General features: G+C 66.2%; 19 protein-coding genes. 7 read left to right on the top strand and 12 right to left on the bottom strand.

Translation table 11 applies throughout. The features are described 5' to 3' along the window. Positions 1–83: 83 nt before the first annotated feature. Complete coding sequence (gene ald, locus GFY24_RS38795) at positions 84–1,223, bottom strand: alanine dehydrogenase (RefSeq protein ID WP_309231876.1); 1,140 nt, start codon at positions 1,221–1,223, stop codon at positions 84–86. A gap of 207 nt (positions 1,224–1,430) precedes the next feature. On the opposite strand from ald, the gene GFY24_RS38790 reads away from it, so the two are divergent. Continuing rightward, a complete protein-coding gene (locus GFY24_RS38790; RefSeq protein ID WP_153810109.1) occupies positions 1,431–1,916 on the top strand; it encodes an Lrp/AsnC family transcriptional regulator in 486 nt (161 codons plus the stop codon). A gap of 107 nt (positions 1,917–2,023) precedes the next feature. Continuing rightward, on the top strand, positions 2,024–3,409 hold the full coding sequence (locus GFY24_RS38785; protein WP_153810108.1) for an aspartate aminotransferase family protein: 1,386 nt from the start codon (positions 2,024–2,026) through the stop codon (positions 3,407–3,409). A 197-nt stretch (positions 3,410–3,606) separates the two neighbouring features. Here GFY24_RS38785 and GFY24_RS38780 read toward each other — a convergent pair whose 3' ends face one another. The 4 genes from GFY24_RS38780 to GFY24_RS38765 all read right to left on the bottom strand — a co-directional run bounded on the left by GFY24_RS38780 (position 3,607) and on the right by GFY24_RS38765 (position 7,650). Further along, positions 3,607–4,242, bottom strand: a complete 636-nt coding sequence (locus GFY24_RS38780; RefSeq protein WP_153810107.1) for an HD domain-containing protein — start codon at positions 4,240–4,242, stop codon at positions 3,607–3,609. An 83-nt stretch (positions 4,243–4,325) separates the two neighbouring features. Then, a complete protein-coding gene (locus GFY24_RS38775; protein ID WP_153810124.1) occupies positions 4,326–5,786 on the bottom strand; it encodes an MFS transporter in 1,461 nt (486 codons plus the stop codon). A gap of 90 nt (positions 5,787–5,876) precedes the next feature. Further along, a complete protein-coding gene (gene cobA, locus GFY24_RS38770) occupies positions 5,877–7,154 on the bottom strand; it encodes a uroporphyrinogen-III C-methyltransferase (RefSeq protein ID WP_309231875.1) in 1,278 nt (425 codons plus the stop codon). A 91-nt stretch (positions 7,155–7,245) separates the two neighbouring features. Next, a complete protein-coding gene (locus tag GFY24_RS38765) occupies positions 7,246–7,650 on the bottom strand; it encodes a PPOX class F420-dependent oxidoreductase (RefSeq protein ID WP_309231874.1) in 405 nt (134 codons plus the stop codon). Positions 7,651–7,743: 93 nt separating this feature from the next. On the opposite strand from GFY24_RS38765, the gene GFY24_RS38760 reads away from it, so the two are divergent. After that, positions 7,744–8,259 (top strand): hypothetical protein, encoded by a 516-nt coding sequence (locus GFY24_RS38760; protein WP_153810104.1) that lies wholly within the window; start codon positions 7,744–7,746, stop codon positions 8,257–8,259. Further along, the gene (locus tag GFY24_RS38755) at positions 8,256–8,729 is read left to right on the top strand and encodes a hypothetical protein (RefSeq protein ID WP_153810103.1); all 474 of its coding nucleotides are present in this window, start codon (positions 8,256–8,258) and stop codon (positions 8,727–8,729) included. Before GFY24_RS38760 ends, GFY24_RS38755 begins: the two co-directional genes overlap by 4 nt. A 5-nt stretch (positions 8,730–8,734) precedes the next feature. Here the strand turns inward: GFY24_RS38755 and GFY24_RS38750 are convergent, their stop codons facing one another. After that, complete coding sequence (locus GFY24_RS38750) at positions 8,735–10,081, bottom strand: DoxX family protein (protein WP_153810102.1); 1,347 nt, start codon at positions 10,079–10,081, stop codon at positions 8,735–8,737. 294 nt (positions 10,082–10,375) lie between these two features. On the opposite strand from GFY24_RS38750, the gene GFY24_RS38745 reads away from it, so the two are divergent. Both GFY24_RS38745 and GFY24_RS38740 read left to right on the top strand, forming a co-directional pair. Further along, complete coding sequence (locus GFY24_RS38745) at positions 10,376–11,503, top strand: phosphotransferase family protein (protein ID WP_153810101.1); 1,128 nt, start codon at positions 10,376–10,378, stop codon at positions 11,501–11,503. A gap of 14 nt (positions 11,504–11,517) precedes the next feature. Continuing rightward, entirely contained in the window at positions 11,518–12,618 is a 1,101-nt protein-coding gene (locus tag GFY24_RS38740) for a hypothetical protein (RefSeq protein ID WP_153810123.1), read from the top strand. 211 nt (positions 12,619–12,829) lie between these two features. Here GFY24_RS38740 and GFY24_RS38735 read toward each other — a convergent pair whose 3' ends face one another. The 6 genes from GFY24_RS38735 to mqo form a co-directional block, all read right to left on the bottom strand. Continuing rightward, positions 12,830–13,198, bottom strand: a complete 369-nt coding sequence (locus GFY24_RS38735; RefSeq protein WP_309231873.1) for a cobalamin biosynthesis protein — start codon at positions 13,196–13,198, stop codon at positions 12,830–12,832. A gap of 321 nt (positions 13,199–13,519) precedes the next feature. Continuing rightward, the gene (locus GFY24_RS38730) at positions 13,520–15,085 is read right to left on the bottom strand and encodes a cobyrinate a,c-diamide synthase (RefSeq protein ID WP_309231872.1); all 1,566 of its coding nucleotides are present in this window, start codon (positions 15,083–15,085) and stop codon (positions 13,520–13,522) included. Positions 15,086–15,122: 37 nt separating this feature from the next. Next, entirely contained in the window at positions 15,123–15,743 is a 621-nt protein-coding gene (cobO, locus tag GFY24_RS38725; protein WP_153810100.1) for a cob(I)yrinic acid a,c-diamide adenosyltransferase, read from the bottom strand. A gap of 218 nt (positions 15,744–15,961) precedes the next feature. Next, the gene (locus GFY24_RS38720) at positions 15,962–18,115 is read right to left on the bottom strand and encodes a magnesium chelatase subunit D family protein (protein ID WP_309231871.1); all 2,154 of its coding nucleotides are present in this window, start codon (positions 18,113–18,115) and stop codon (positions 15,962–15,964) included. Between the two features lie 512 nt (positions 18,116–18,627). Then, entirely contained in the window at positions 18,628–19,080 is a 453-nt protein-coding gene (locus GFY24_RS38715) for a GNAT family N-acetyltransferase (protein WP_153810099.1), read from the bottom strand. Positions 19,081–19,098: 18 nt separating this feature from the next. Next, positions 19,099–20,565 carry a malate dehydrogenase (quinone) gene (gene mqo, locus GFY24_RS38710; RefSeq protein ID WP_228567092.1) on the bottom strand — a complete coding sequence of 489 codons (1,467 nt, stop codon included), beginning with the start codon at positions 20,563–20,565 and terminating at the stop codon, positions 19,099–19,101. 244 nt (positions 20,566–20,809) lie between these two features. On the opposite strand from mqo, the gene GFY24_RS38705 reads away from it, so the two are divergent. Next, positions 20,810–21,844 carry an alpha/beta hydrolase gene (locus GFY24_RS38705; RefSeq protein ID WP_153810120.1) on the top strand — a complete coding sequence of 345 codons (1,035 nt, stop codon included), beginning with the start codon at positions 20,810–20,812 and terminating at the stop codon, positions 21,842–21,844. Positions 21,845–21,990: the final 146 nt, after the last annotated feature.

The raw sequence follows: 21,990 nt of genomic DNA, 5'->3' as shown, positions 1-21,990 counted from the left end.
GGCGGTAGCGGCCGGGCACGTGTGCCCTCCCCCACTCGCGCTCGGCCGCGGTGAGCGACGCGCACGAGCGGGGTGCGGCGCGGTTATACGTTCGCGCTGGCGTGACCTGCGGCCAGAACGTCGAGCACAGTCAGCGAGCCGAGGCCGTGTGCGCGGGCCACCGGTTCGCTGGTGAGTTCACCGTTGATGGTGGCCAGACCCTTGGCGAGGGCCGGATCGGCGGCCAGAGCAGCCTGAACTCCGTTGTCCGCCAAGGCGAGCGCGTAAGGCAGAGTCACATTGGAGAGGGCACGGGTGGAGGTGCTCGGGACCGCGCCGGGCATATTCGCCACGCAGTAGAAGACCGAATCATGTACGCGGTAGGTGGGTTCGGCGTGCGTGGTGGGGTGTGAATCGGCGAAGCAGCCACCCTGGTCGATGGAGATATCCACCAGCACGGAACCCGGCTTCATCTGCGAGACAAGCTCATTGGAGACGAGTTCGGGTGCACGAGCACCGGGGACCAGGACCGCGCCGATCACCAGATCGGCCTGGCGCACCTGTTCGGCAATGGCATGCGAGGAGGAGGCCAGCGCGGTCATGTGATCGCCGTAGCGGCGGTCCAGATCGCGCAGGCGCGGCATAGAAACGTCGAGAATCGTTACGTCCGCACGCATTCCGGCCGCGATGACCGCCGCGTTCTCACCCGCGACACCGCCGCCGATGACGACAACCTTCGCGCCGTCGACACCGGGCACACCACCGAGCAGGACACCGCGCCCGCCGAACGGAGCCATCAGGTGGTACGCGCCGACCTGGGCCGCCAGTCGACCTGCGACCTCACTCATGGGCGAGAGCAGCGGCAGCGAACCATCCTGCAGCTGAACGGTTTCGTAGGCGATGGCCGTGACCCGGCGCTCCAGCAGTGCCTCCGTGCACGCGCGGGAGGCCGCCAGATGCAGGTAGGTGAAGAGGATCTGGCCGGGGCGCATGCGCGGATACTCGACCTCGATGGGCTCCTTCACCTTGAGGATCATGTCGGCAATGCCCCAGACCTCGTCGGCGGTGGGCAGGATCTGCGCGCCCGCGGCGGTGAAGTCGGCATCGGTGATGGCGGAGCCGATCCCGGCCTCACGCTCGATGAAGACCTGATGGCCGCGGCGGGTGAGTTCAGCGACGCCGGACGGGGTGATGGCGACGCGGTACTCGTGGTTCTTGATCTCGCGGGGGATGCCGACTTTCACGGGAGGGGCCTTTCGATGACGGCAAGAAGAGGCTGAGCGGGGTGTGCCGTGGCACACCCTCAGCGTGAGCGACGAAATCAGTACTGTCAATGGAAATTTTCAACTGATTTAGTTGCGAAACGCAAGATTTACAACGTTTTCGCATAGTCGACACGCCGCGGCGCGCCACCTCGGCACGATTGGTGAGATATCAGCGAGTCATGGAGGATGGCGAGCGTGAGCGACCTGACCTCCAGCCGGACCAACCCGGCGCTCGATGACATCTCCAAGCGGATCATCGCCCAGTTGCAGGAAGATGGGCGGCGCGCCTACGCGACCATCGGCAAGGCGGTGGGCCTGTCCGAGGCCGCGGTCCGGCAGCGGGTGCAGAAGCTCTCCGATGCGGGCGTCATCCAGATCGTCGCCGTCACGGATCCTTTGCAGGTCGGCCTGTTCCGGCAGGCCATGATCGCGATCACCGTGGACGGCCCGGTGCAGTCGGTGGCCGACGCGCTCTCCACGATCGACGAGATCAATTACGTGGTGGTGTGCGCGGGCCGCTACGACATCCTCTGCGAGGCCGTCTGCCCCGACGACGAAGCCCTGCTCGACCTGGTCTCCAATCGCATTCGCGCGCTCGCGGGCGTGCGGCACGCGGAGATCATGGTCTACCTGAAACTGAACAAGCAGACCTACAAGTGGGGCACTCGATAATCGGCAACGAAATCCGAAGCTGACAATCTCGTAACAACGAAATCGGTTGCCGAACCGGCTAAGATGTGGGATAACCGAAGCAATACCAGACTTCGAGGAGTCCCACCATGACCGCCACTGCCGAGCCCGCCCACGCCGCCGACGCCGCCCGCGTCGTCCGCGACCACCTCTGGATGCACTTCGCCAGCCACAACGGAAAGGACGAGGCCGATACCCCGGTCATCGTCCGAGGCGAGGGTGCATACCTCTATGACGACAAGGGCAAGCGCTACCTGGACGGACTGGCCGGACTCTTCGCAGTACAGGTCGGACACGGCCGCGAGGAGCTCGCCGAGGCCGCCGCCCGGCAGATGCGGACCCTGCCGTACTTCCCCATCTGGGGTTACGCCCATCCCCCGGCCCTCGAATTGGCCGACCGGCTGGCCGCTTCCGCGCCCGGCGATCTCAATCGTGTGTTCTTCACCGTCAGCGGTGGCGAATCCGTCGAGACCGCTTGGAAACTCGCGCGCCAGTACTTCAAGGTGATCGGCAAGCCCACCAAGCACAAGGCGATCAGCCGGTCCATGGCGTACCACGGCACCTCGCTGGGCGCGCTGTCGATCACCGGAATCCCGGGTGCCAAAGCACCTTTCGAGCCGCTGGTACCGAGCACGATCCGGGTGCCGAACACGAATTTCTATCGGGCCACCGAGCACACCGACGACTACGATGCCTACGGGCTGTGGGCGGCGGACCGCATCGAAGAGGCCATTCTGATGGAAGGCCCGGAGACCGTCGCCGCGGTGTTCCTGGAGCCGGTGCAGAACACCGGTGGCTGTTTCGTCCCGCCGCCCGGCTACTTCCAGCGCGTGCGCGAAATCTGCGATCGGCATGATGTGCTGCTCATCTCCGATGAGGTGATCTGCGCGTTCGGGCGGCTCGGAACCGCTTTCGGCGCACAGCGTTTCGGCTATCAGCCGGATATGATCACCACCGCCAAGGGCCTCACCTCCGGGTATGCGCCGCTGGGTGCGGTCATGATCAGCGACCGCATCATGGAGCCGTTCCAGCGCACCGACAGCATGTTCATGCACGGCTCCACCTACGGCGGGCATCCGGTGTCCTGCGCGGTGGCGCTGGCCAACCTCGACATTCTCGAGGGCGAGGGCCTCTACCAGCATGTACTCGACAACGAGGACGCCTTCCGCAGCACCCTGTCCAAGCTGAACGACCTCCCGATCGTCGGCGAAGTCCGTGGCGCGGGCTTCTTCTGGGCGGTGGAACTGGTCAAGGACAAGAACACCCGTGAGCGCTTCACCGATGAGGAATCCACCCGCATCCTGCGCAACCACGTCTCCCACGAGCTCTTCGAGAACGGCCTCTACTGCCGCGCCGACGACCGCGCCGAACCGGTAATCCAGTTCTCACCCCCGCTGATCTGCGGCCCTGAGCAATTCCAGGAAATCGAGCAGATCGTCCGCGGCGCGCTGGACAGCGCCTGGAAGCTGCTCTGACCCAACATAATTCGCCGAGCGTGCAGCCTGGGCGGTGAAAGGTCCGAATTCGCCGCCGCCAGTGCACACTCGGCATTGATACCACCCTCCGCCCGGTCCGAATTCGGATCGGGCGGAGGGCGTTTCGGTGGGTGCCTGCGGCATCGGCATCGGCGAGTGTGCAGCCTTGGCGGTGAATGTCCGAATTCGCCGCGGGTTCAGTCCGCTGAGCCGGTGAGGGTGGCCAGTTCGGCGGCCAGGTTGGCTCGGGCGAGCTCGTCGTAGCGGGACTGGCCGATGGGGGTGCGGAAGAGGTGGGGTTGGTCTACCAGGCCGCGCAGGACCGCGGCTCTGCCCGCTCGGAAGAGATCCAGTGGGACGTGGGCGTATTCGGCTCGGACGGCGGCCGTGTAGGCGGCGTAGGCGGGTTCGGGGGCGGCGAGGATTGCCAGGTCGGCGTCGCAGAGGACGGCGCCGTTGCGGTCGCCGGGGGCGGGATGATGGCCTGCGGTGAGGCGGACCAGGCGGGCTACCTCGGATACCGAATCGGGGTTCAAACCCAGTGCGGGGAGGGTGGATTCGGCCAATTCGGCGCTGGCTTCCTCATTGTCGCCGCCCTCCACCGAGTAGACGGCGTCGTGGAAGAAGGCCGCGTAGCGGACCGCCTCGATGTCGGCGGCGTCCGCGGCCAGGTCGTCTATGACCGCGAGCATGGCGGCCAGATGTTCGACGGTGTGATAGCGACGATGCGGTTCGCGGTAGCGGCGGACCAGGTCCTCGCCTACCTCGCGCGCGGCGGCACCGGCGAGTTCGGTCCAGCGGTCCAGCAGTTCTGCGTCCAGGTTTCTCCCCATCTCCGCAGTCTGCCGAATCGCCGGGGCGGGCAACAGACTTGGGAGACGGTGGTTTTCACCACTGTGCCGCCGGCGCGAATTCGCTAGGACTTCTGGGCTTCGTCCTGCGCGTGCTGGGCGTGCGCCAACTGCGCGGGCGTGTAACGCAGGGTGAGTGCGAGGACGCCGAGCACGGCGGTGCCGATCGCACAGACCAGCAGCACGAAGGTGTATCCGCTGCCGAGCGCGTCGATCTGCGCCGTGGTCATATCGGTGACCTTGCCGGAGATGCCGTCCAGCGACAGCGTCTTGGACAGCGCGATCGGGCTGAGCAAGCCGACCGCGAACGGCGTGCCCATATTCATGAACATCTGGCCGACCGCCGACAGCGGACCGATATGCGCCATATCCACGCCGACCAGTACACACAGCGGCAAGATCACAATGGCGGTGCCGACGCAGAAGCCCACCACGCACAGCATGGCAAGCAACGTCGGGAAGTACTCGACCGACCGATCGATGGTGGAGCCGAACCACAGCCCGGCCGCCAGCACCAGCGCCGCCGCGAAGAGCAGCCAGCGCGGAGCCACGAATTGCGCGGCCTTGGACGCCGCCGCGGTGCCCGCGCCCGCGCCGAGCGTGAACGGAATGCTGGCCAGACCCGCCATCAACGGGCTGTAGCCGAGCACATTCTGGAGGAACTGCGCCACGAAGAACGTCGTCGCACCCAGCACGCCGGAGGTCAGAAAGATGGCGATGAAGGTGATCACGCGATCGCGGCTGTCGAACAGCGACCACGGCAGCAGCGGATTCTCCACGTTGCGCTCGGCGAAGACGAACGCGATCAGCAGCACCAGACCACCGATCACCGATCCGAGGATGATCGGGCTGTCCCAACCTATTTCGGGTCCCTCGGTCGCGCCGAACACAATCGCCGCACACGCCAGCGTGCCCAGCACCGCACCACGCACATCGAGCGAGATGCGCTGATGCTTGGTATCACGCAGCTCGCGTACCGCACCGAGCACGATGAGCGCGCCGATCGGCACATTGATCCAGAAGATCCAGCGCCAATCCACCGAGGTGAGCGCACCACCGATGACCAGACCGCCGATCGAGCCGATACCGACCATCGAGCCGAAGATGGCAATGGCCTGATTACGCGCCGGACCCGGGGCATAAGTGCTGGCCACCAAGGCGAACGCGGTCGGCGCGGCGATCGCGGCACCCGTGCCCTGTACGGCGCGCGCGGCGATCAGCCAGGCTTCGTTCTGCGCGGAACCGCACAGCGCGGAGGCCACGGTGAATACCGCGACACCGAGAATCAGCATGCGCTTACGCCCGAAGGAGTCGCCGAGGCGACCACCGAGCAGCATGAGTCCGGCGAACGGCAGACCATAGGCGGTCACCGTCCACGCACTGCCCGCACTGGAGAGACCGAGCTGCTCCTGTAGTCGCGGCAGCGCCAGAATCATGACGGTGCCGTCGAGCACCACCATCAGCTGTAGCCCGCTCAATACGAGAATCGCGAGGCCGAACGCCCGCTTGGTCACCGGATACTGCATTGTCGCAGCGGGATTATCGAGCACCCCGACACTGTAATGGATGCCCGGCTCGGGCAACCGATCTCATGCGAGCGGGAGCCTGGCACGCGGTCAGCGCGCGCCGGTGTCGAGGATCTCGAGGTCCGGGGCTCCGGCGGTGAAACCGGCGGTCGGGCCGATGACGATGATGGCCGGGGGGCGGATGGCTTCTTCGCGGACGCGGTCGGCAACGGTCGAGAGGTCGGCGCGGACTACGCGCTGGGTGCGGAGGCTGCCTTCCTGGACGATGGTCACCGGGGTGTCCTCGGCACGGCCGCCCGCGAGCAGGGCCGCGGCGAATTTGTCGATGCGTTCGACCGCCATCAGCAGCACGATGGTGCCGCGCAGTTTGGCCAGTGCGGGCCAATCGACGAGCGAGTCCGGGTGGTCGGGGGCGACATGGCCGCTCACGACGACGAATTCGTGGGTGACACCGCGGTGGGTGACCGGGATTCCGGCCAGCGCGGGCACCGAGATGGCGCTGGTGACGCCGGGGACGACGGTCACCGGGACACCGGCTTCGACGCAGGCTTCGAGCTCCTCGTAGCCGCGGCCGAAGACGTACGGGTCGCCGCCCTTCAACCGGACCACGAACTTGCCGGCCTTCGCGCCCTCGATGAGCGCGGTATTGATGGCTTCCTGGGCCATGGCCCGGCCGTACGGAATCTTGGCCGCGTCCACGACCTCGACCTCCGGGCCGAGTTCGGCGAGCAGCTCCGGCGGCGCGAGGCGGTCGGCGACAACGAGATTCGCGCGCGCCAGCAGCCGACGGCCACGCACGGTGATGAGATCGGGATCGCCGGGGCCGCCGCCGACGAGCGCGACGCCGGGGGTGACGGGAGCCGAATCATCGGTCACCACACCGGATTGCAGCGCCTCCAGCAGTGCGTTGCGCACCGCGGCCGAACGCCGATGCTGGCCGCCGGCGAGAACGCCGAGGCTCATCCCGTCGTAGCGCGCGGTGGCGGGAGTGACGGCGGTGCCGAGCCGGGCATTGTCGGCGCGCACGCAGAAGATCCGTTTGCGCGTGGCCTCTTCGACTACGGCCGCATTGGTTTCGGGCTCGTCGGTGCAGGTCATGGCGTACCAGGCGCCGTCGAGATCGCCGTCGGCATACGCGCGCAGTTCCAGGGTGAGCTGACCGGAGGTGGCCATACCCTCCACGGCAGGGGTGGCCTCGCGGCTGATCACATGCACGTCGGCACCGGAGGCGATGAGCAGTCCGAGCCGCCGCTGAGCGACGGTCCCACCGCCTACGACTACGACACGGCGGCCGTTCAAATCGAGCCCGACCAGGTAGTTCGGGTCACCGGCGGGCTGTTCATCGGATGCGGCTGACGTGTGTTGCACAAGGATTGAGCCTACGGCGTGGCCGCGCGTACGCCACAATCGCCCGGCTTCCGCGCAGCAACCGTTACACACCCCACCGGCGGCGATGGCGTCAAATGCGGCTTATCACCTTGGTCGGGGTGATGCGGACGACGACCCGGGCGGAGTCGCCGGCCGAGGCCGGATTGAATTCGAGGTACGGCTTACCGGTGAACTTCTGCGAGATCCTGTTCGGAAGGGCGCGTTCGGGATCCGGTTCGATGGTGACCGTGCCGCGAATCTCGGCGTAGACGTACGGGTTCTCCGGCGGATTGATCAGCGCGGTGACGCGCGGATCGCGAACCAGATTGTGGTACATCTGCCGGGTCACGGTGGTGGAGAAGACCACGTCGTCGCCGTCGCGAATGAGCCAGACCACGGTGAGGTGCGGTTGACCGTCACGGCCGAGCGTCGCCACGGTGGCGAAGACATTCGACTTGTCGATGTGCTGTCGCAGATTCTCGGGGAGTGTCGTCACGGGTGATGTAAACGGTGTGCGCCACAAGCGAATTCCCGATTGTTCCGGGCGCCTGTCACTGAAATCGGTAAACGGTTTCTATGCTTTTCCGCTATGACTCGCCGCACCGTCGTCGTTCGGATGCTCGCCGTGGTGACCGCACTGTTGCTGCCATGCGCCGCCCCCGCAGTGGCCGATACCCATGTCTCCTGGTTGGACCCGTATGTTCCGGCGAATGGGGTCGAGGCGACCTATTCGCAGCCGGGACCGTGGGCGGTGACCGCGCAAAAGGCTTTCGGCTGTTGCGATTCCACCGGGGCGGCCTACGACCTCTGGTATCCGGCGGATCTCGGGGTGGGCGGGTTCCGGCATCCGATCATCACCTGGGGCGACGGCACCTTCGCGGTGCCGAGCCAATACGACTCTCTGCTGGCACATTTGGCGTCGTGGGGGTTCGTGGTGATCGCCACCGAGAATCAGCAGACCGGATCGGGTGTGGATATCGCCGGGGCGGCGGACTTCCTGTTGCGGCAGGCCGATGATCCGGCGAGCGTCTTCCACAATCACGTCGACCCGAATGCGATTGGGGCGATGGGGCATTCGCCGGGGCCGGAGCGCTCAATGCCATGACGAATTCGGGCGGGCGGATCAAGACGGCGGTGCCGATCGAGATGCCGATTCAGGCTCTCTGCGCCAACGGATCATGGTGCCCGGATACCCGTGCGGTGGTGGATGGTTCGGTATTCCTGGTGAACGGTTCCGCGGATTTCCTGATCTCGCCGTCGACGCAGCTCCTGCCGGCGCAGTTGATCGGCCCGCAATCGATGCAGGCGTACTACGAGGCGATTCCGGCAACGATTCCGAAGGCTTGGGGCACGCTCATCGGGCCGAATCACAATGATGTGCAGGGACAGCCGGATTGTGCGCGGGCGTCATTCCCCTGCACCACCGGGGTGTACGGCTACCTTGGGTATCCGACCGCGTGGCTGGCGGCCCAGCTGCTCGGTGATCAGGACGCGATGCGCGCCTTCACGGCCCGGGGCGAGTTCTTCGCCCCGAATCCGAACTGGGCCAACCAGATCGCCGATATTCCGAACTGAGGTCGTTACTTCACGCCGTCGGGTTCGTCCTGGACCAGGTGTAAGCCTCCCTGCCGCACCGGCATTCGATCGGTGTCCACCAGGGTGAGGGTCAATGTCACCGGGTGCCCGTCGAGTTCGCCCGTCAGGATCAGGCGATCCGAAGCGGGTCGTTCATAGGTGAACGCTGCCAGCTCGGTTGCCCCGTCGGATGCGCGCAGCGTGAGATGGTGTGTGCCGGTATCCAATTCGGTGAGCACCGGGGTAAGGCTGTCATCCATTCTTTGGTATTCGGCGAACTGCGGATTGTCGAAAACAATTCGCCGCCAACGCGTCTCATCGGTGAGCAGGGGTGGTACCGGCTGCTCGTCACGGGTGAGTTCGGTGACATTCCAGACGCCGTACAGCTCGGATTGCGGTCGGCCCGGACCGTATTTGTGCCAGCCGTCCCAATTCTCCACCAGAATGGCCGCCACCATCCAAAGCAGCAGCGCCACCAGGGCGATATCGCTGATCCGGCGGGCCCGCGGCGTCCGGAACGGGGTGGGCGCGGTCGACGGTCCGGCGGCTCGGCCCAGCAGCACCGCGGTCAAGCGGCGGGCGTCGGGGGCGAGCAGCGCCAGCGACAGCAGCATCAGGTGGAACGAGAGCAGTTTGACCGGCACGTCGAAGGTCATGTTCAGGATCCATACCTGCGCCATACTCACCAGGCTCAGCAGGGCGCCGGCCAGTTGCGTGCGCGGCAACAGCAGCAGTACCCCGCCCATGATTTCGGCCAGGCCGAGCAGGCTCTCGTACACCGGCGAAGTGCCGACCTGATTCCACAGCACCGACATATGACTCAGGTCGCCGTAGGGCGTGACCAGGGTAGACAGCGCGGGGACCGGCATTTGCAGCGGAATGAATTTGGCGCAGCCGTATCCGAGCATCTGCCCGGCCAGGATGATCCGGATGAACAGCAGGAACCAGCTCGCCACGGTGCGGTACTCGGTGTGGCGGCGATCCAGCAGAGTCCATACGGCGGTCACCACGACGGCGAGCATCAGCACGCAGAAGGTGAGCACCCACAGGTACGCCTGATCGCCACTGCCGGAGTCGAGGTGCAGTCGCACATCCGTACCGAAGACCGTGCGGCCCACCCACTCCACGATCGGGTGCGGTAATTGCGCGTACCGCATGACCATCGAATCGGGCAGCCAGATCTGCACTATGCCCAGGAGCGCGAAGATCGGCTGCGGGTAGATGACGCAGAAGAGTGTCAGATAGGCGCAGGCGAAGCGGAAACCTATGCGGGGCAACGGTTTCCACGGTGGCGCTGGCGCGTCCTCCGGTTGGTCGAGCTCTGCCGCCGCGGCCATCGCCGGTGCACTCATTCCCGTCCCTTCACCTCGGAATCACTTGCTTCCGAGGATAGGAATCGGGGCATGGCCGCACATCCACCTGTGGTACTCCGGGTATCCCCCTACAGCACTACGTGCCAGCACTACCGACTTACCAGATTCAGCGTCGAGACACATCCCATTCACCGGTACTCGCCTGTCGAACCTCTCCACAATCCGACTGGAACGCGTTACATTTCGGAACACCGTGTTAACCGCGTCACAGACGAGCCCACCGGCCCGGACCCGCGCTGGCACGCCTGCCTTTCCACGCCAGGAGGATTAGCCATGTCGGCCGACGACCCCCACCAGAGATGGGAACTGACCGTCTCGGATCGGGACAACGATCAACTCGAGGAGAAGCTCGCAACCTGGCTCGCCGACAAACTCGACGCCGGGGACACTCTGCGCATCACCTCGATGACCAAGCCCCAGGCGGGCGGCATGTCCAGCACCACCCTGCTCTTCGAGGCCGAGTGGCTCGAGAACGGCGAACCCGCGAACGGATCCTTCGTGGCACGGCTGCCACCGGCCGAGGGCGCCTTCCCGGTCTTCGAGACCTACGATCTCGAACTCCAGTACGCCCTGATGGAAGGGGTCGGCGAGGCCACCGACATCCCGGTGCCGACGCTGTGCTGGATGGAGAGTGACACCTCCGTGCTCGGCGCGCCGTTCTTCATCATGCGCCGCGTGGATGGTCGTGTGGCCGAGGACAATCCGCCGTACGTGTTCTTCGGCTGGGTCTTCGACGCCACCGCGGAGCAGCGGTACGAGATCACCCGCCGCACCATCGAGGTCATCGCCAAGGTGCACGGCATCGAGAACCCCGCCGAGCGGTTCCCCCGACTCCACGGTGAGGGTTCGGCGCTGCGGCGGCACTTCGAGGCACAGAAGCAGTGGTACGACTGGGCACTCGCCGCTGACGGGTTCCGAATCCCCTTGCTGGAGCGCACCTTCGAATGGCTCGAGCAGCACTGGCCCGCCGAGACCGGTCCGGATGTGCTCAGCTGGGGCGACGCTCGCCCGGGCAATATCATGTTCGGCGAATTCGATCCGGTCGCCGTACTCGACTGGGAGATGGCCGCTCTCGGCCCGCGCGAACTGGATGTTGCCTGGCCGATCTTCCAGCACCGCTTCTTCCAGGACATCGCAACCCGATTCGACCAGCCCGGCCTGCCAGACTTTTTGCGCCGCAGTGATGTCGAGAAGCTGTACGAGGATTTCAGCGGGCACGCACCCCGCGATATGGACTGGTACCTCACCTATTCGGCGCTGCGCCACGGCATTGTCATGGCCCGTATCAAGCGCCGCATGATCCACTTCGGCGAGGACACCGACACCGCTGATCGCGACGACTACGTCATGCACCGACAGCTGCTCGAGGCCCTGCTCGACGGCACCTACTCCTGGGATTGAGAGCTATGAAACCCATGATCGGCCCGCTGGACGAATTCCCCATCCACCAGACCCCGCAGCCGATGGCGCGAGTTGCCAGCAGCGACAAGAACTTCTACGACCGCAGCTACTTCAACGCCATCGACACCGGTGGCGATCTCATGCTGATCACGGGCTTCGGGGCGTACCCGAACTTGGGCGTCACCGACGCGTTCGCGACCGTGCGGCGCGGCGATATCCAGCACGCCGTGCACTTCTCGGACGCGCTCGAACAGCGCGGACTGGATATGGCCGTCGGCGGGTATCGCATCGAGGTGATCGAGCCGCTGCGGAAGCTGCGCGTCATCTGCGAGCACGAGGACCTGTCCTTCGACATGACATGGGAGGGTTCGTTCCCGGTCGTGCAGGAGGAGGCGCACACCATCATCACCGGCATGAACAAGGCCATGATCGAGGCGCAGCGCTTCGCTCAGGTCGGATCCTGGTCCGGCACACTGCATGTCGACGGCACCGACTTCAATGTCGACCCGTCCAGCTGGATGGGCACCCGCGACCGGTCCTGGGGTATCCGCCCGGTCGGCGAATCCGATCCGCCGGGGCGCGTGGCTTCCGAACCGTCCGAAGGCTTCTGGTGGCTGTATGTGCCGCTGCGCTTCGACGACTTCTCGATCATCGTCATCGTGCAGGAGGAGCCCAACGGTTTCCGCACGCTCAACGATGCCACCCGCATCTGGCATGACGGGCGTATCGAGCAATTGGGTTGGCCGCGAGTGCATCTCACCTACAAGTCCGGCACCCGCATCCCCACCGCCCTGCGCCTGGAACTCACCACCCCCGACGGCAAACCGCTCGAGGTGGAGGTCGAAGCGGGCACCTTCATCGCCCTGCACGTCGGAGCCGGCTACGGCGGCGACCCCGACTGGCAGCACGGCCAGTGGAAGGGCCGCAACTGGTCCGAAAGCAAAACCTACGACCTCACCGACCCCGCTAACGCCGGCCGCATCCCCTTCGGCGTCATCGACCACGTAGGCAAGGCCCGCTGCGGCGACGCCGAAGGCTGGGGCCTGTTCGAACACGGCTCCCTGGGCCGCCACGACCCCACCGGCTTCGCCGACTGGGGCTCGGTAGCCCCCTGACCCAACCCCCATAACGGCGGATCCCCCACTCCCAGTGCAAGATCCGCTCCCCGCCGCGCCCGCCGACAACCCAACCAGTCGGCGAGCGCGGCGGTCCCATATCTCCGCCCGAGACGCCCGCGTCATACGGCTGGGCGCAAGCGGTTTTCGAATATCGAATGCGCGAGCCGGACCAAATGGGCACGAGGACACGCGGGCGGAGTGTCGCAGATCAGCGGTGAATCATCGCGGCGGCGAACGTAATTCCGCCAACCACGGTCTTGCGCACGACCAACTCGCCGCCTCCCGACGCCAGCACCGCGGCCGCCTCCGCCACACTGGGCGTGCCGACCGCCGCAGCGGTGCGCGCGGAAGGATTCGGCACCACAACCCGCGCCAACTCATCGGCGGTGAACACGACGACCGGCACCCCCAACAGCTCGGCAGCCGCAACGAGGCCCGGCTCGTCCGCACGCCGATCAACCGTTGCGAGACACGCGACCGCGAAGTCCCCCAAGGATTCTCGGACAGCGGCAGCGATAACAGCAGCCTCCGCCCCCGCACGCAGCCCCACCCCCACGGCACACGGTCGCGAAGTCACCCGTTCATCACGACCTTTTCGAGCCGACTAGGGACGGTCAGGCTCGGCTGCAGAAGTCGATTCGGTTCAGACCTATCGCCAATGGCCGGTAGACCCTCGGCGGGCTGGCGGCGGAGGTGGAGTTTCTCTCCACGACACGCCCAAGTAAGCGTGCAGCTGGCGGCGGCAGTCGCTGATCGCAAACCGGCTGACACCTGCGTAGCTGAGGGCCGAGCCGCCGTCCGCCGAGTGACGGAGTTCGAAATCAGCAAGCGCCGACTTGTGGTCGCGGATGTGATCGGTCCGGCCGGGCGCGGTTCGCCCCCGGTATGTGGTCGCCACTCAGGCTGGGGCATGGGATTCGGCGAAAGATTTTGCGGCGGTGACGAAGCGGGCTATTGCCGCGGGGTTTCCGGCGGGGTGGGTGTGGAGGTAGGAGGCGTGGACGTTGTGGAGGGTTGCGCCTTCGCGGACTGTTTCGCCTGACGGGGAGCGCCAGGCCCACGCCGCGGGAGCGGTGGGGGCGGTGGTCAGGCGGGTGCGGTGGAATTCGTGGCCTCGGACTCGTTCGCCTGGTCGCCAGAGGACGGAATCGGTGAGGGCCACGGCGTCTCGGTAGCCGAGGGTGAGGCGGGGGCCGAATTCGGCTGCCGCGTCTATTACTGCGGCCATGGGGTGGCCGTCGAGGGAGCGGGTCAGGTAGAGCAGGCCCGCGCATTCGGCGTGGATGGGCAGGCCCTGGCGGGCCTGGTCGGCGATGGTTGCCAGGAGGGCGGTGTTCGCGGAGAGCGCGGCGGCGTGTTCTTCGGGGAAGCCGCCGGGGATTACCAGACCCGCTGTGCCGGTGGGGAGTTCGTCGCGGGTGGGGTCGAAGACCACTACCCGGGCTCCAGCGGCCTCGAGGAGTTCGCGGTGCTCGGCGTAGCCGAAAGTGAAGGCCGCTCCACCCGCCACCGCGATCACCGGGGCATCGCTGCGCCGGCCTGCCACTTCGGCAATAGGGGTATCGCCGTGCCGGCCTGCTACGCCGACAGTGGGGGTGTCGCGGTGCCTGGCTGCTGCGCCTTCGGGGGCATTTGTAAGTGCCGGCTCGGCGGCGCTCATGGCCATGATCGACGGCGCTACGGTGAAATCGACGGGGCCGGTGAATGATTCGGTGGCGGCGAGCAGTTCGGCGGCCGGGTCCCAGGCCGGGCCGGAGGTTTGGGAGCTTGCCAGGGCGGCTACGGCGGCGAGGTCTATGTGGGCGGCGACCAGGTCGGTCATGGCGTCTACTGCCGATTGTGCGGCGGCGCCGTGCTCTTCGGCGGGGACGAGGCCCAAATGCCTCGAGGGGACTGATAGTTCAGCCAGGCGGGGGAGGGCGCCCAGGACCGGGAGGCCGACTCGGGCGCAGGCGGCGCGCAGGACCTGCTCGTGGCGTTCGCTGCCTACGCGGTTGAGAATGACTCCGCCCAAACGGATTCCGCTGTCGTAGGTGGCGAAGCCGTGCAGGAGGGCGGCGAGGCTTTGGCTGTGGCCGCGGGCGTCCACCACCAGGATTACCGGCGCGCCCAGCATGGCGGCGATCTGGGCGGTCGAGCCCTCGGCGATGGGTTCGGTGTTGTTGTCGTCGATGCGGCCGTCGAATAGGCCCATGACGCCTTCGACCACGGCTATATCGCAGCCCGCGCTGCCGTGGCGGTACAGCGGGACAACGCGTTCGGCACCGCAGAGGACCGGGTCCAGGTTCCGTCCGGGGCGTCCGGCTGCCAGGCCGTGATAGCCGGGATCGATATAGTCCGGGCCTACCTTGAACGGTGCGACCCGATGCCCGGCGCGCCGCAGCGCACCGATCAATCCGGTTGCGAGAGTGGTCTTTCCGCTACCCGACGCGGGCGCGGCGATCACCACCGCGGGCACGCTCACCACGCACCTCCGGCGTTCTTCGTCCGGGCGGGCTCGCTCACCATTCGATACCGCGCTGGCCTTTACGGCCCGCGTCCATCGGATGCTTCACCTTCGTCATCTCGGTGACCAGGTCCGCGGCGTCGATCAGCGCCTGCGGGGCATCGCGTCCGGTGATCACCACGTGCTGATTTCCGGGCCGATTGCGCAGCGTCTCGACAACCTCGTCCACGTCCACCCAGCCCCATTTGAGCGGATAGGTGAATTCGTCCAGCACATAGAACCGATGCTGTTCGGCGGCGATCCGCCGCTTGATCTCCTGCCACCCGGAAAGCGCGGCGGCCGCATGATCCTCATCGGACCCCTGCTTGCGCGTCCAGGACCAGCCCTCGCCCATCTTGTGCCACTCGACCGCGCCACCCGCCCCGGTCTCCTCGTGCAGTTGACCCAGCGTGCGGAAGGCGGCCTCCTCCCCCACTTTCCACTTGGCGCTCTTCACGAACTGGAATACCGCGATATCGAACCCCTGGTTCCAGGCCCGCAGCGCCATCCCGAACGCGGCCGTCGACTTCCCCTTGCCCGGCCCGGTATGCACGGCCAGCACCGGCAGATTCCGCCGCTGCCGCGTGGTCAACCCGTCATCGGGAATGCTCTCCGCCAACGGAACACCCTTGGGCATCGACCGAACTCCTCTCACCGCCGACCGACCGCCGGCCACTCGCCCACCACGGTGCCATACGCCCGCCCCGCACTCCGCGCCGGGCGCGCCCATCCCGTTGATCTCCGAGTCGCGGGGTGGGATGCCATCGAGGGGTAATGCTGGTTGTCGAGCAGGAACCAGTGGCGCGATTCGGGGCGGGATACTGCCGTCAGTTCCTGGTGATCGGGCGTCCTGGGTCAGGCTGCGCGGGTGGCTCGGACTACTCCGGCTACGGAATCGCCTGTGAGTTCGGCTAGTTGGAGGTAGCCGGCTCGGAGTTCTCGGGAGAGGTCGCGGGCCAGGCCGAGGCGGATCATGCCTCGTTCGCAGTCGACGACCATGGCGGTCACCGATTCGTTGGCCAGGAGGCGGGCGGCGGCGCGGGCGCGGGGGACGGGGTCGGGGCCGCCGGTGGCGCGGCCGTCGGTGAGTAGGACGAGCATGGGGCGGCGGTGCGGGTCGCGGACGTGTTCGCGGTGGATTACCTCGCGGGCCTTCAGAAGTCCTTGGGCGAGTGGGGTTTTGCCGCCGGTGCGCATATCGGCGAGGCGGCGGACCGCTATGTCGACCGAGGAGGTCGGGGGCAGCACCAGTTCCGCGTCCTGGCCTCGGACGGTGATGACGGCTACCTTGTCGCGGCGCTGGTAGGCGTCGCGGAGCAGGGCTACCACCGCGCCGGTGACGGCGGAGAGGCGGTCGCGGGAGGCCATGGAGCCGGAGGCGTCGACCACGAAGACGACCAGATTGCCTTCGCGGCCTTCGCGATACGCGCCGCGCAGGTCGGCGGGGGCGAACTCCAGGGGGCCGGTCAGGCGGCCACGGGCACGCTGGTGGGGGGCTGCGGCGAAGATGGTGCCGAGCAGGTGCAGGCCGGTGCCCGTTTCGGGGGTTGCGCGGACGACGCGACCCTGACGAGTGCGGGCGCGGGAGCGGCGGCCGGGGGCACCCTCACCTACGCCGGGGACCTCCCAGCGTGGGAGTTTGGCGATGGAGTGTGTGGGGGCTGCGGAGCGGCCTTCGCGGTTGGATGGCTTGTCGCCCTTGGCATCCGGGTCGCCGCCGCTGGGCCGCTGGGTTGAATCCGTACCGTCCGCCGCGCTGTCCGGGGTGGACGAATCCTGCGAACCGTCCTGAGAACCGCTCGACGGTCCATCGTGCGCACTGTCCAGGGCACCGTCGTCCGATCCATCCTGCTGCGCCGAGCCCGGCCGCGCACCCTGAGACGAATCCTGTTCGCCCGCAGGCGAATCCGCGCCACCACCCGGGCCGTTGGGATCGTCGTCCGGGTCTATGTCCTGCGACTCCGCATCATCCTGCGGAGCCGCTTCACCTTTTCCCAGGTCGTCACCGGCACGGGCCGCTTCCTCGGCTGCCTGGGCCATGGCGTCGTCGAGTTGTTCCTCGCTGATGCCCGGTTCATCGAAGGGATCGCGTCGACGACGGTGTGGCAGTGCGAGTTCCGCGGCAATGCGCACATCGGCTTCGGTGACGGTGTCGCTGCCACGCCAGGCGGCGTGCGCGGTGGCGGTGCGGGCGACGACCAGGTCGGCGCGCATACCGTCGACATCGAAGGTGGCGCAGAGCGCGGCGATGCGGCGCAGCTCGACATTGTCGAGGATGACGTCGGAGATACGATCGCGCGCGGTCAGAATACGTTCTGCCACTTCACGATCGGCCGCCGAGTAGCTTTCGGCGAATCCGGCCGGGTCGGCCTCGTAGTCGAGGCGGCGGCGCACCACGGCCATACGCACATCCACATTGCGGGAGGCGACGACATCCACGGTGAGCCCGAATCGGTCGAGCAACTGCGGGCGGAGTTCACCCTCTTCGGGATTCATGGTGCCCACGAGCACGAATCGCGCCGGATGCGAATGCGATACGCCGTCGCGCTCGATATGCACGCGCCCCATGGCGGCGGCATCGAGCAGTACATCGACGAGATGGTCGTGCAGCAGATTCACTTCATCCACGTACAGCACGCCGTGATGCGCGGCCGCCAGCAGACCCGGCTTGAATGCCTGCTCCCCATCCCGCAGCACCCGCTCCAAATCCAGCGACCCGACCACCCGATCCTCGGTGGCGCCGACCGGCAACTCCACCAACCGCGCGGGCCGAGCCCCACTCTCATCGACCACCGGCGGCAGCAACTGCGCCAGCGCCCGCACCACAGTCGACTTGGCCGTCCCCTTCTCCCCGCGCACCAGCACGCCACCGATCCCGGGATGCACCGCACACAGAATCAGCGCCAACTGCAACCGCTCCTGCCCCACCACCGCCGAGAACGGAAACCCGACCTCGACATCGGAGGCCGCACGCTTGGATTCGGAGTAAGCCACAGAGGAGACGGACACGCCCGCAACTCTATGCGCGCCCTCACCCCCGCCCGCCTCGACCCCCGCGAGCCTCACCCGACCACAAGAAGCCCACCCTCACGTCCTCCCGCCACATCGATGTACTGACGCTGGCATTCGTCGAGAAGACACCTGCGCCAGTACATGCACGTCGGAGCGACCCGATCGCGACGCCGTCGAGGGGTGAGTGATGACGATCCGGCCCGCGGCCTCGCGTATTGGAATCCGCTGCGCTCCGAGCAGGCCACTACCTGGACAGCACCTCAACCCACACCACCGGGCCACGGCCTCGACTCACAGCGCCTGACCACATCTGAGCCACATCACCCGACCGCATCTCGAGCTGCGCCGCCGACGGCACATCGACCTGCACTCCGCTGGCGATTCCTGGCCGCAGTGCCTGCGCACCGAAAGCATCTGCACGCCTGGCCATTTCGACCGCGCCTGGGAATGGGCTCGAAAAAAATAGTCCCGCAACCGGGTTCGGTTGCGGGACCTTGCGTTTCGGCTGGTCAGCCGCGGCGCATGGGGATGTGCGGGATGCCGTCTTCGATGTATTCTTCGCCGTCGATTTTGAAGCCGTGCTTGGTGTACATGTCGACCAGGTAGGTCTGGGCGTTGAGGCGGACGGTGGCGCCGGAGCCCGTTTCCGCGAGCGCCGCTTGCAGTAGGCGGGTGGTGTAGCCGTGTCCGCGAGCCGCGGGGGCGGTGCAGAGGCGGCCGATGCGGAAGGACTTCACGCCGTCATCGTGCTCTTCGAGCAGACGGAGGGTGCAGATGACATCGCCCTCGTCATCGAGCCAGAAATGCCGGGTCTCGACGCCGAGGTCGAGACCGTCCAGTTCGGGGTAGGCGCATTTCTGTTCGACGACGAAGACTTCTACGCGAAGTTTCAACAGCTTGTACAGCGTCGCGGTGTCCAGATCCTGGGCCCACGACCGTTTGAGAGCAACCGTTGACATCATCGATTGTTGCTATCACACCTACGCGTGAGATGCGACCCCGAAGTGCTTGGGCGTGTTGGCGTCATCGAGCCGCAGGGCCTTCTGCGACCAATCCCAGACCTCGGAGAACAGCGCCTGATTCTCGGAGAGCTTGACGCCCAGCGACGGCACCATTTCCTTGAGTTTCGGCTCCCACGAAGCGAATTCGCCCGGGAAGCAACGCTTCATCACATCGAGCATGGCGCTCACACAGGTCGACGCGCCCGGCGAGGCACCGAGCAGACCGGCAATGGTGCCGTCCTCGGCGGCCACGACCGCGGTACCGAGTTCGAGCACACCGCCCGCACCCTTGCGGCGAATCACCTGCACGCGCTGACCGGCGATGATCAGATCCCAGTCGTGCCCGTCGGCCTTCGGCAGGAACTCCTCCATCACCTCGACGCGGCCGTTCTGCGACTTGAGCAGTTCGGACACCAGGTACTGCACCAGGCTCATCTCGGTGACACCGACGCCGAGCATGGAGAACAGGTTGTTCGGCTTCACCGACTTGAACAGATCGGTGTTCTTGCCATCCTTGAGGAACTTGGGCGTCCACCCCGCGTACGGGCCGAACAGCAGGCCACGCTCACCATTGATGACGCGAGTATCCAAGTGCGGCACCGACATCGGCGGCGCACCGACCGACGCCTGGCCGTACACCTTGGCCTCGTGCTGGGCGATCAGCTCGGGATTCTTGCAGCGCAGGAACAGACCCGACACCGGGAAACCACCGAAACCGGAGATCTCCTTGATGCCCGACTTCTGCAGCAGCGGCAGTGCGCCACCGCCCGCGCCGACGAATACGAACTTGGAGTTGATGACGCGGGTCTTGCCAGTGCGCAGATTGCGGACCTTCACCAGCCACGAGCCATCCGACTGCTTGGTGAGGTTCTTCACCTCATGCCCGAAGGCGATATCCGCGCCGGACTTGCCGAGGTACGCCAGCAGTTCCTTGGTGAGCTCACCGAAATCGATATCGGTGCCGTAATCGGTCCAGTTCAGCGCGACCGGATCGGAGAAGTCGCGGCCCTTGGCCATCAGCGGTAGTCGCTTGGAGAACTCGTCCTTGTCGGCGATGAACTCCATGCCCTCGAACAGCGGATGCCGCGACAGCGCCTCATGACGCTTGCGCAGGTATTCCACGCCGTCCGCGCCGTGCGTGAAACTCACGTGCGGGATGGGGTTGATGAAATTCGACGGGTTGGCCAGCACGCCGTTCTCGACCGAGTACGACCAGAACTGGCGCGACACCTGGAAGCGCTCGTTGATATCGATCGCCTTGGTGATCTCGACCGAACCGTCGGCGTTCTGCGGCGTGTAATTCAACTCGCAGAGGGCCGAGTGTCCGGTACCCGCGTTGTTCCACGGGTCGCTGGACTCCGCGGCGGCGGCTTCGAGACGCTCGAAGACGGAGATCGACCAGTCCGGCTGCACCTGTCGAAGCAGTGCGCCGAGGGTGGCACTCATGATGCCTGCGCCGATGAGGACTACATCGGTCTTTTCAATCGTGGCAGCATTGTTCGACACGGCGTTGATCGACTTCCTTGTCTGTGTAGGGCAACCCAGCGGCAGTTAGGTTACCCGTCGTTCACCTACGTTCGATTGTGCCCCTGGGCACGCCGAAATCCTGCAACGAATAGCTCGAATGTGAGAGATGCCTCGAAGCCGGCTCTTTACCTGAGGCGATTATCTTGAGCAGGTGACCTCTGATATGTCATCCCCCGGAACCACATCCGCATCGCCCCAGGCCACCGGCGAATGGCGGCCCGACGAGCTCGGATCGGACTATCAGCAACGCACGCTGCCACTGGGCCCGGACCCGGACGGCGAGGGCGATGTCGTCGCCACGCTCATCCGCTACACGCCCGCATCACAACCGGCCGCGACCAGCGCCGTGCTGTATGTGCACGGGTTCACCGACTACTTCTTCCAGGAGCACCTGTCGCAGCATATGGCGGCACAGGGGTTCGCTTTCTACGCATTGGATCTGCGTAAGTGCGGGCGCTCCACACGGGCCGGGCAGACGCCGCACTATGTGAGCGATCTCGCGCTGTACGACCAGGAGCTGAACCGGTCGCTGCGGATCATTCGCGAGGAGACCGGGCTGCCCGTGCTCATCATGGGGCATTCGACGGGTGGGCTGGTCACGCCGCTGTGGCTGAACCGGGTGCACGCCGCGGGAGGGGCTCGCGCACAAGGGATTTCAGGACTGGTGTTGAACAGTCCGTGGTTCGATCTGCAGGGGCCGGCGTACTACCGGCACCCGGTCAGCAATGCGCTGCTGCAGGGCATCGGGCGGTTGAGCGCTATGACCGCGCTGCCGCTGGGCAAGATCTCCACCTACGGGGACAGCCTGCATCACACCGCGTCCGGTGAGTGGGATTACAACCTGGATTGGAAGCCGTTGAGCGGCTTCGCCGTTCACGCGGGCTGGCTGCGGGCGATCCGCCGCGGGCATGCCCGGGTGCATCGCGGATTGGATATCGGGGTGCCCGCGCTGGTGCTGCGGTCGAAGGTGACCAGGTTCATGAGCAAGTACGGTCCGGCCGCCGATGTGGCGGATGTGGTGCTCGATGTGAAGCAGATCCAGCGCTGGTCGGGCTGCCTGGGCGACCGCACCAATATCGTGCCGATCGAGGGCGCGCGGCACGACGTGTTCCTGTCGGCGGAGCAGCCGCGCACCCAGGCGTTCGCGGAGCTGGATTCCTGGCTGAAGTGGCTGGCGGCCAACCCGGACAGTCACTGAGCCCGAAGGGGTTGAGCCCCTCAGAGAGCGTCTGAGAACTCGGTGAGGGCGTCGGTGTGAGGCTCGAGATTTGAGTGAACTCCTGGTAATTCAGTGTTTACCAAGACGCTGATCTACCAGGAGTTCGTGTGCCAGTATCGCCGATT

The sequence above is a fragment of the Nocardia sp. SYP-A9097 genome, assembly GCF_009649815.1.
Classification (GTDB): domain Bacteria; phylum Actinomycetota; class Actinomycetes; order Mycobacteriales; family Mycobacteriaceae; genus Nocardia.
This window is presented reverse-complemented; position numbering and strand designations above follow the sequence as displayed.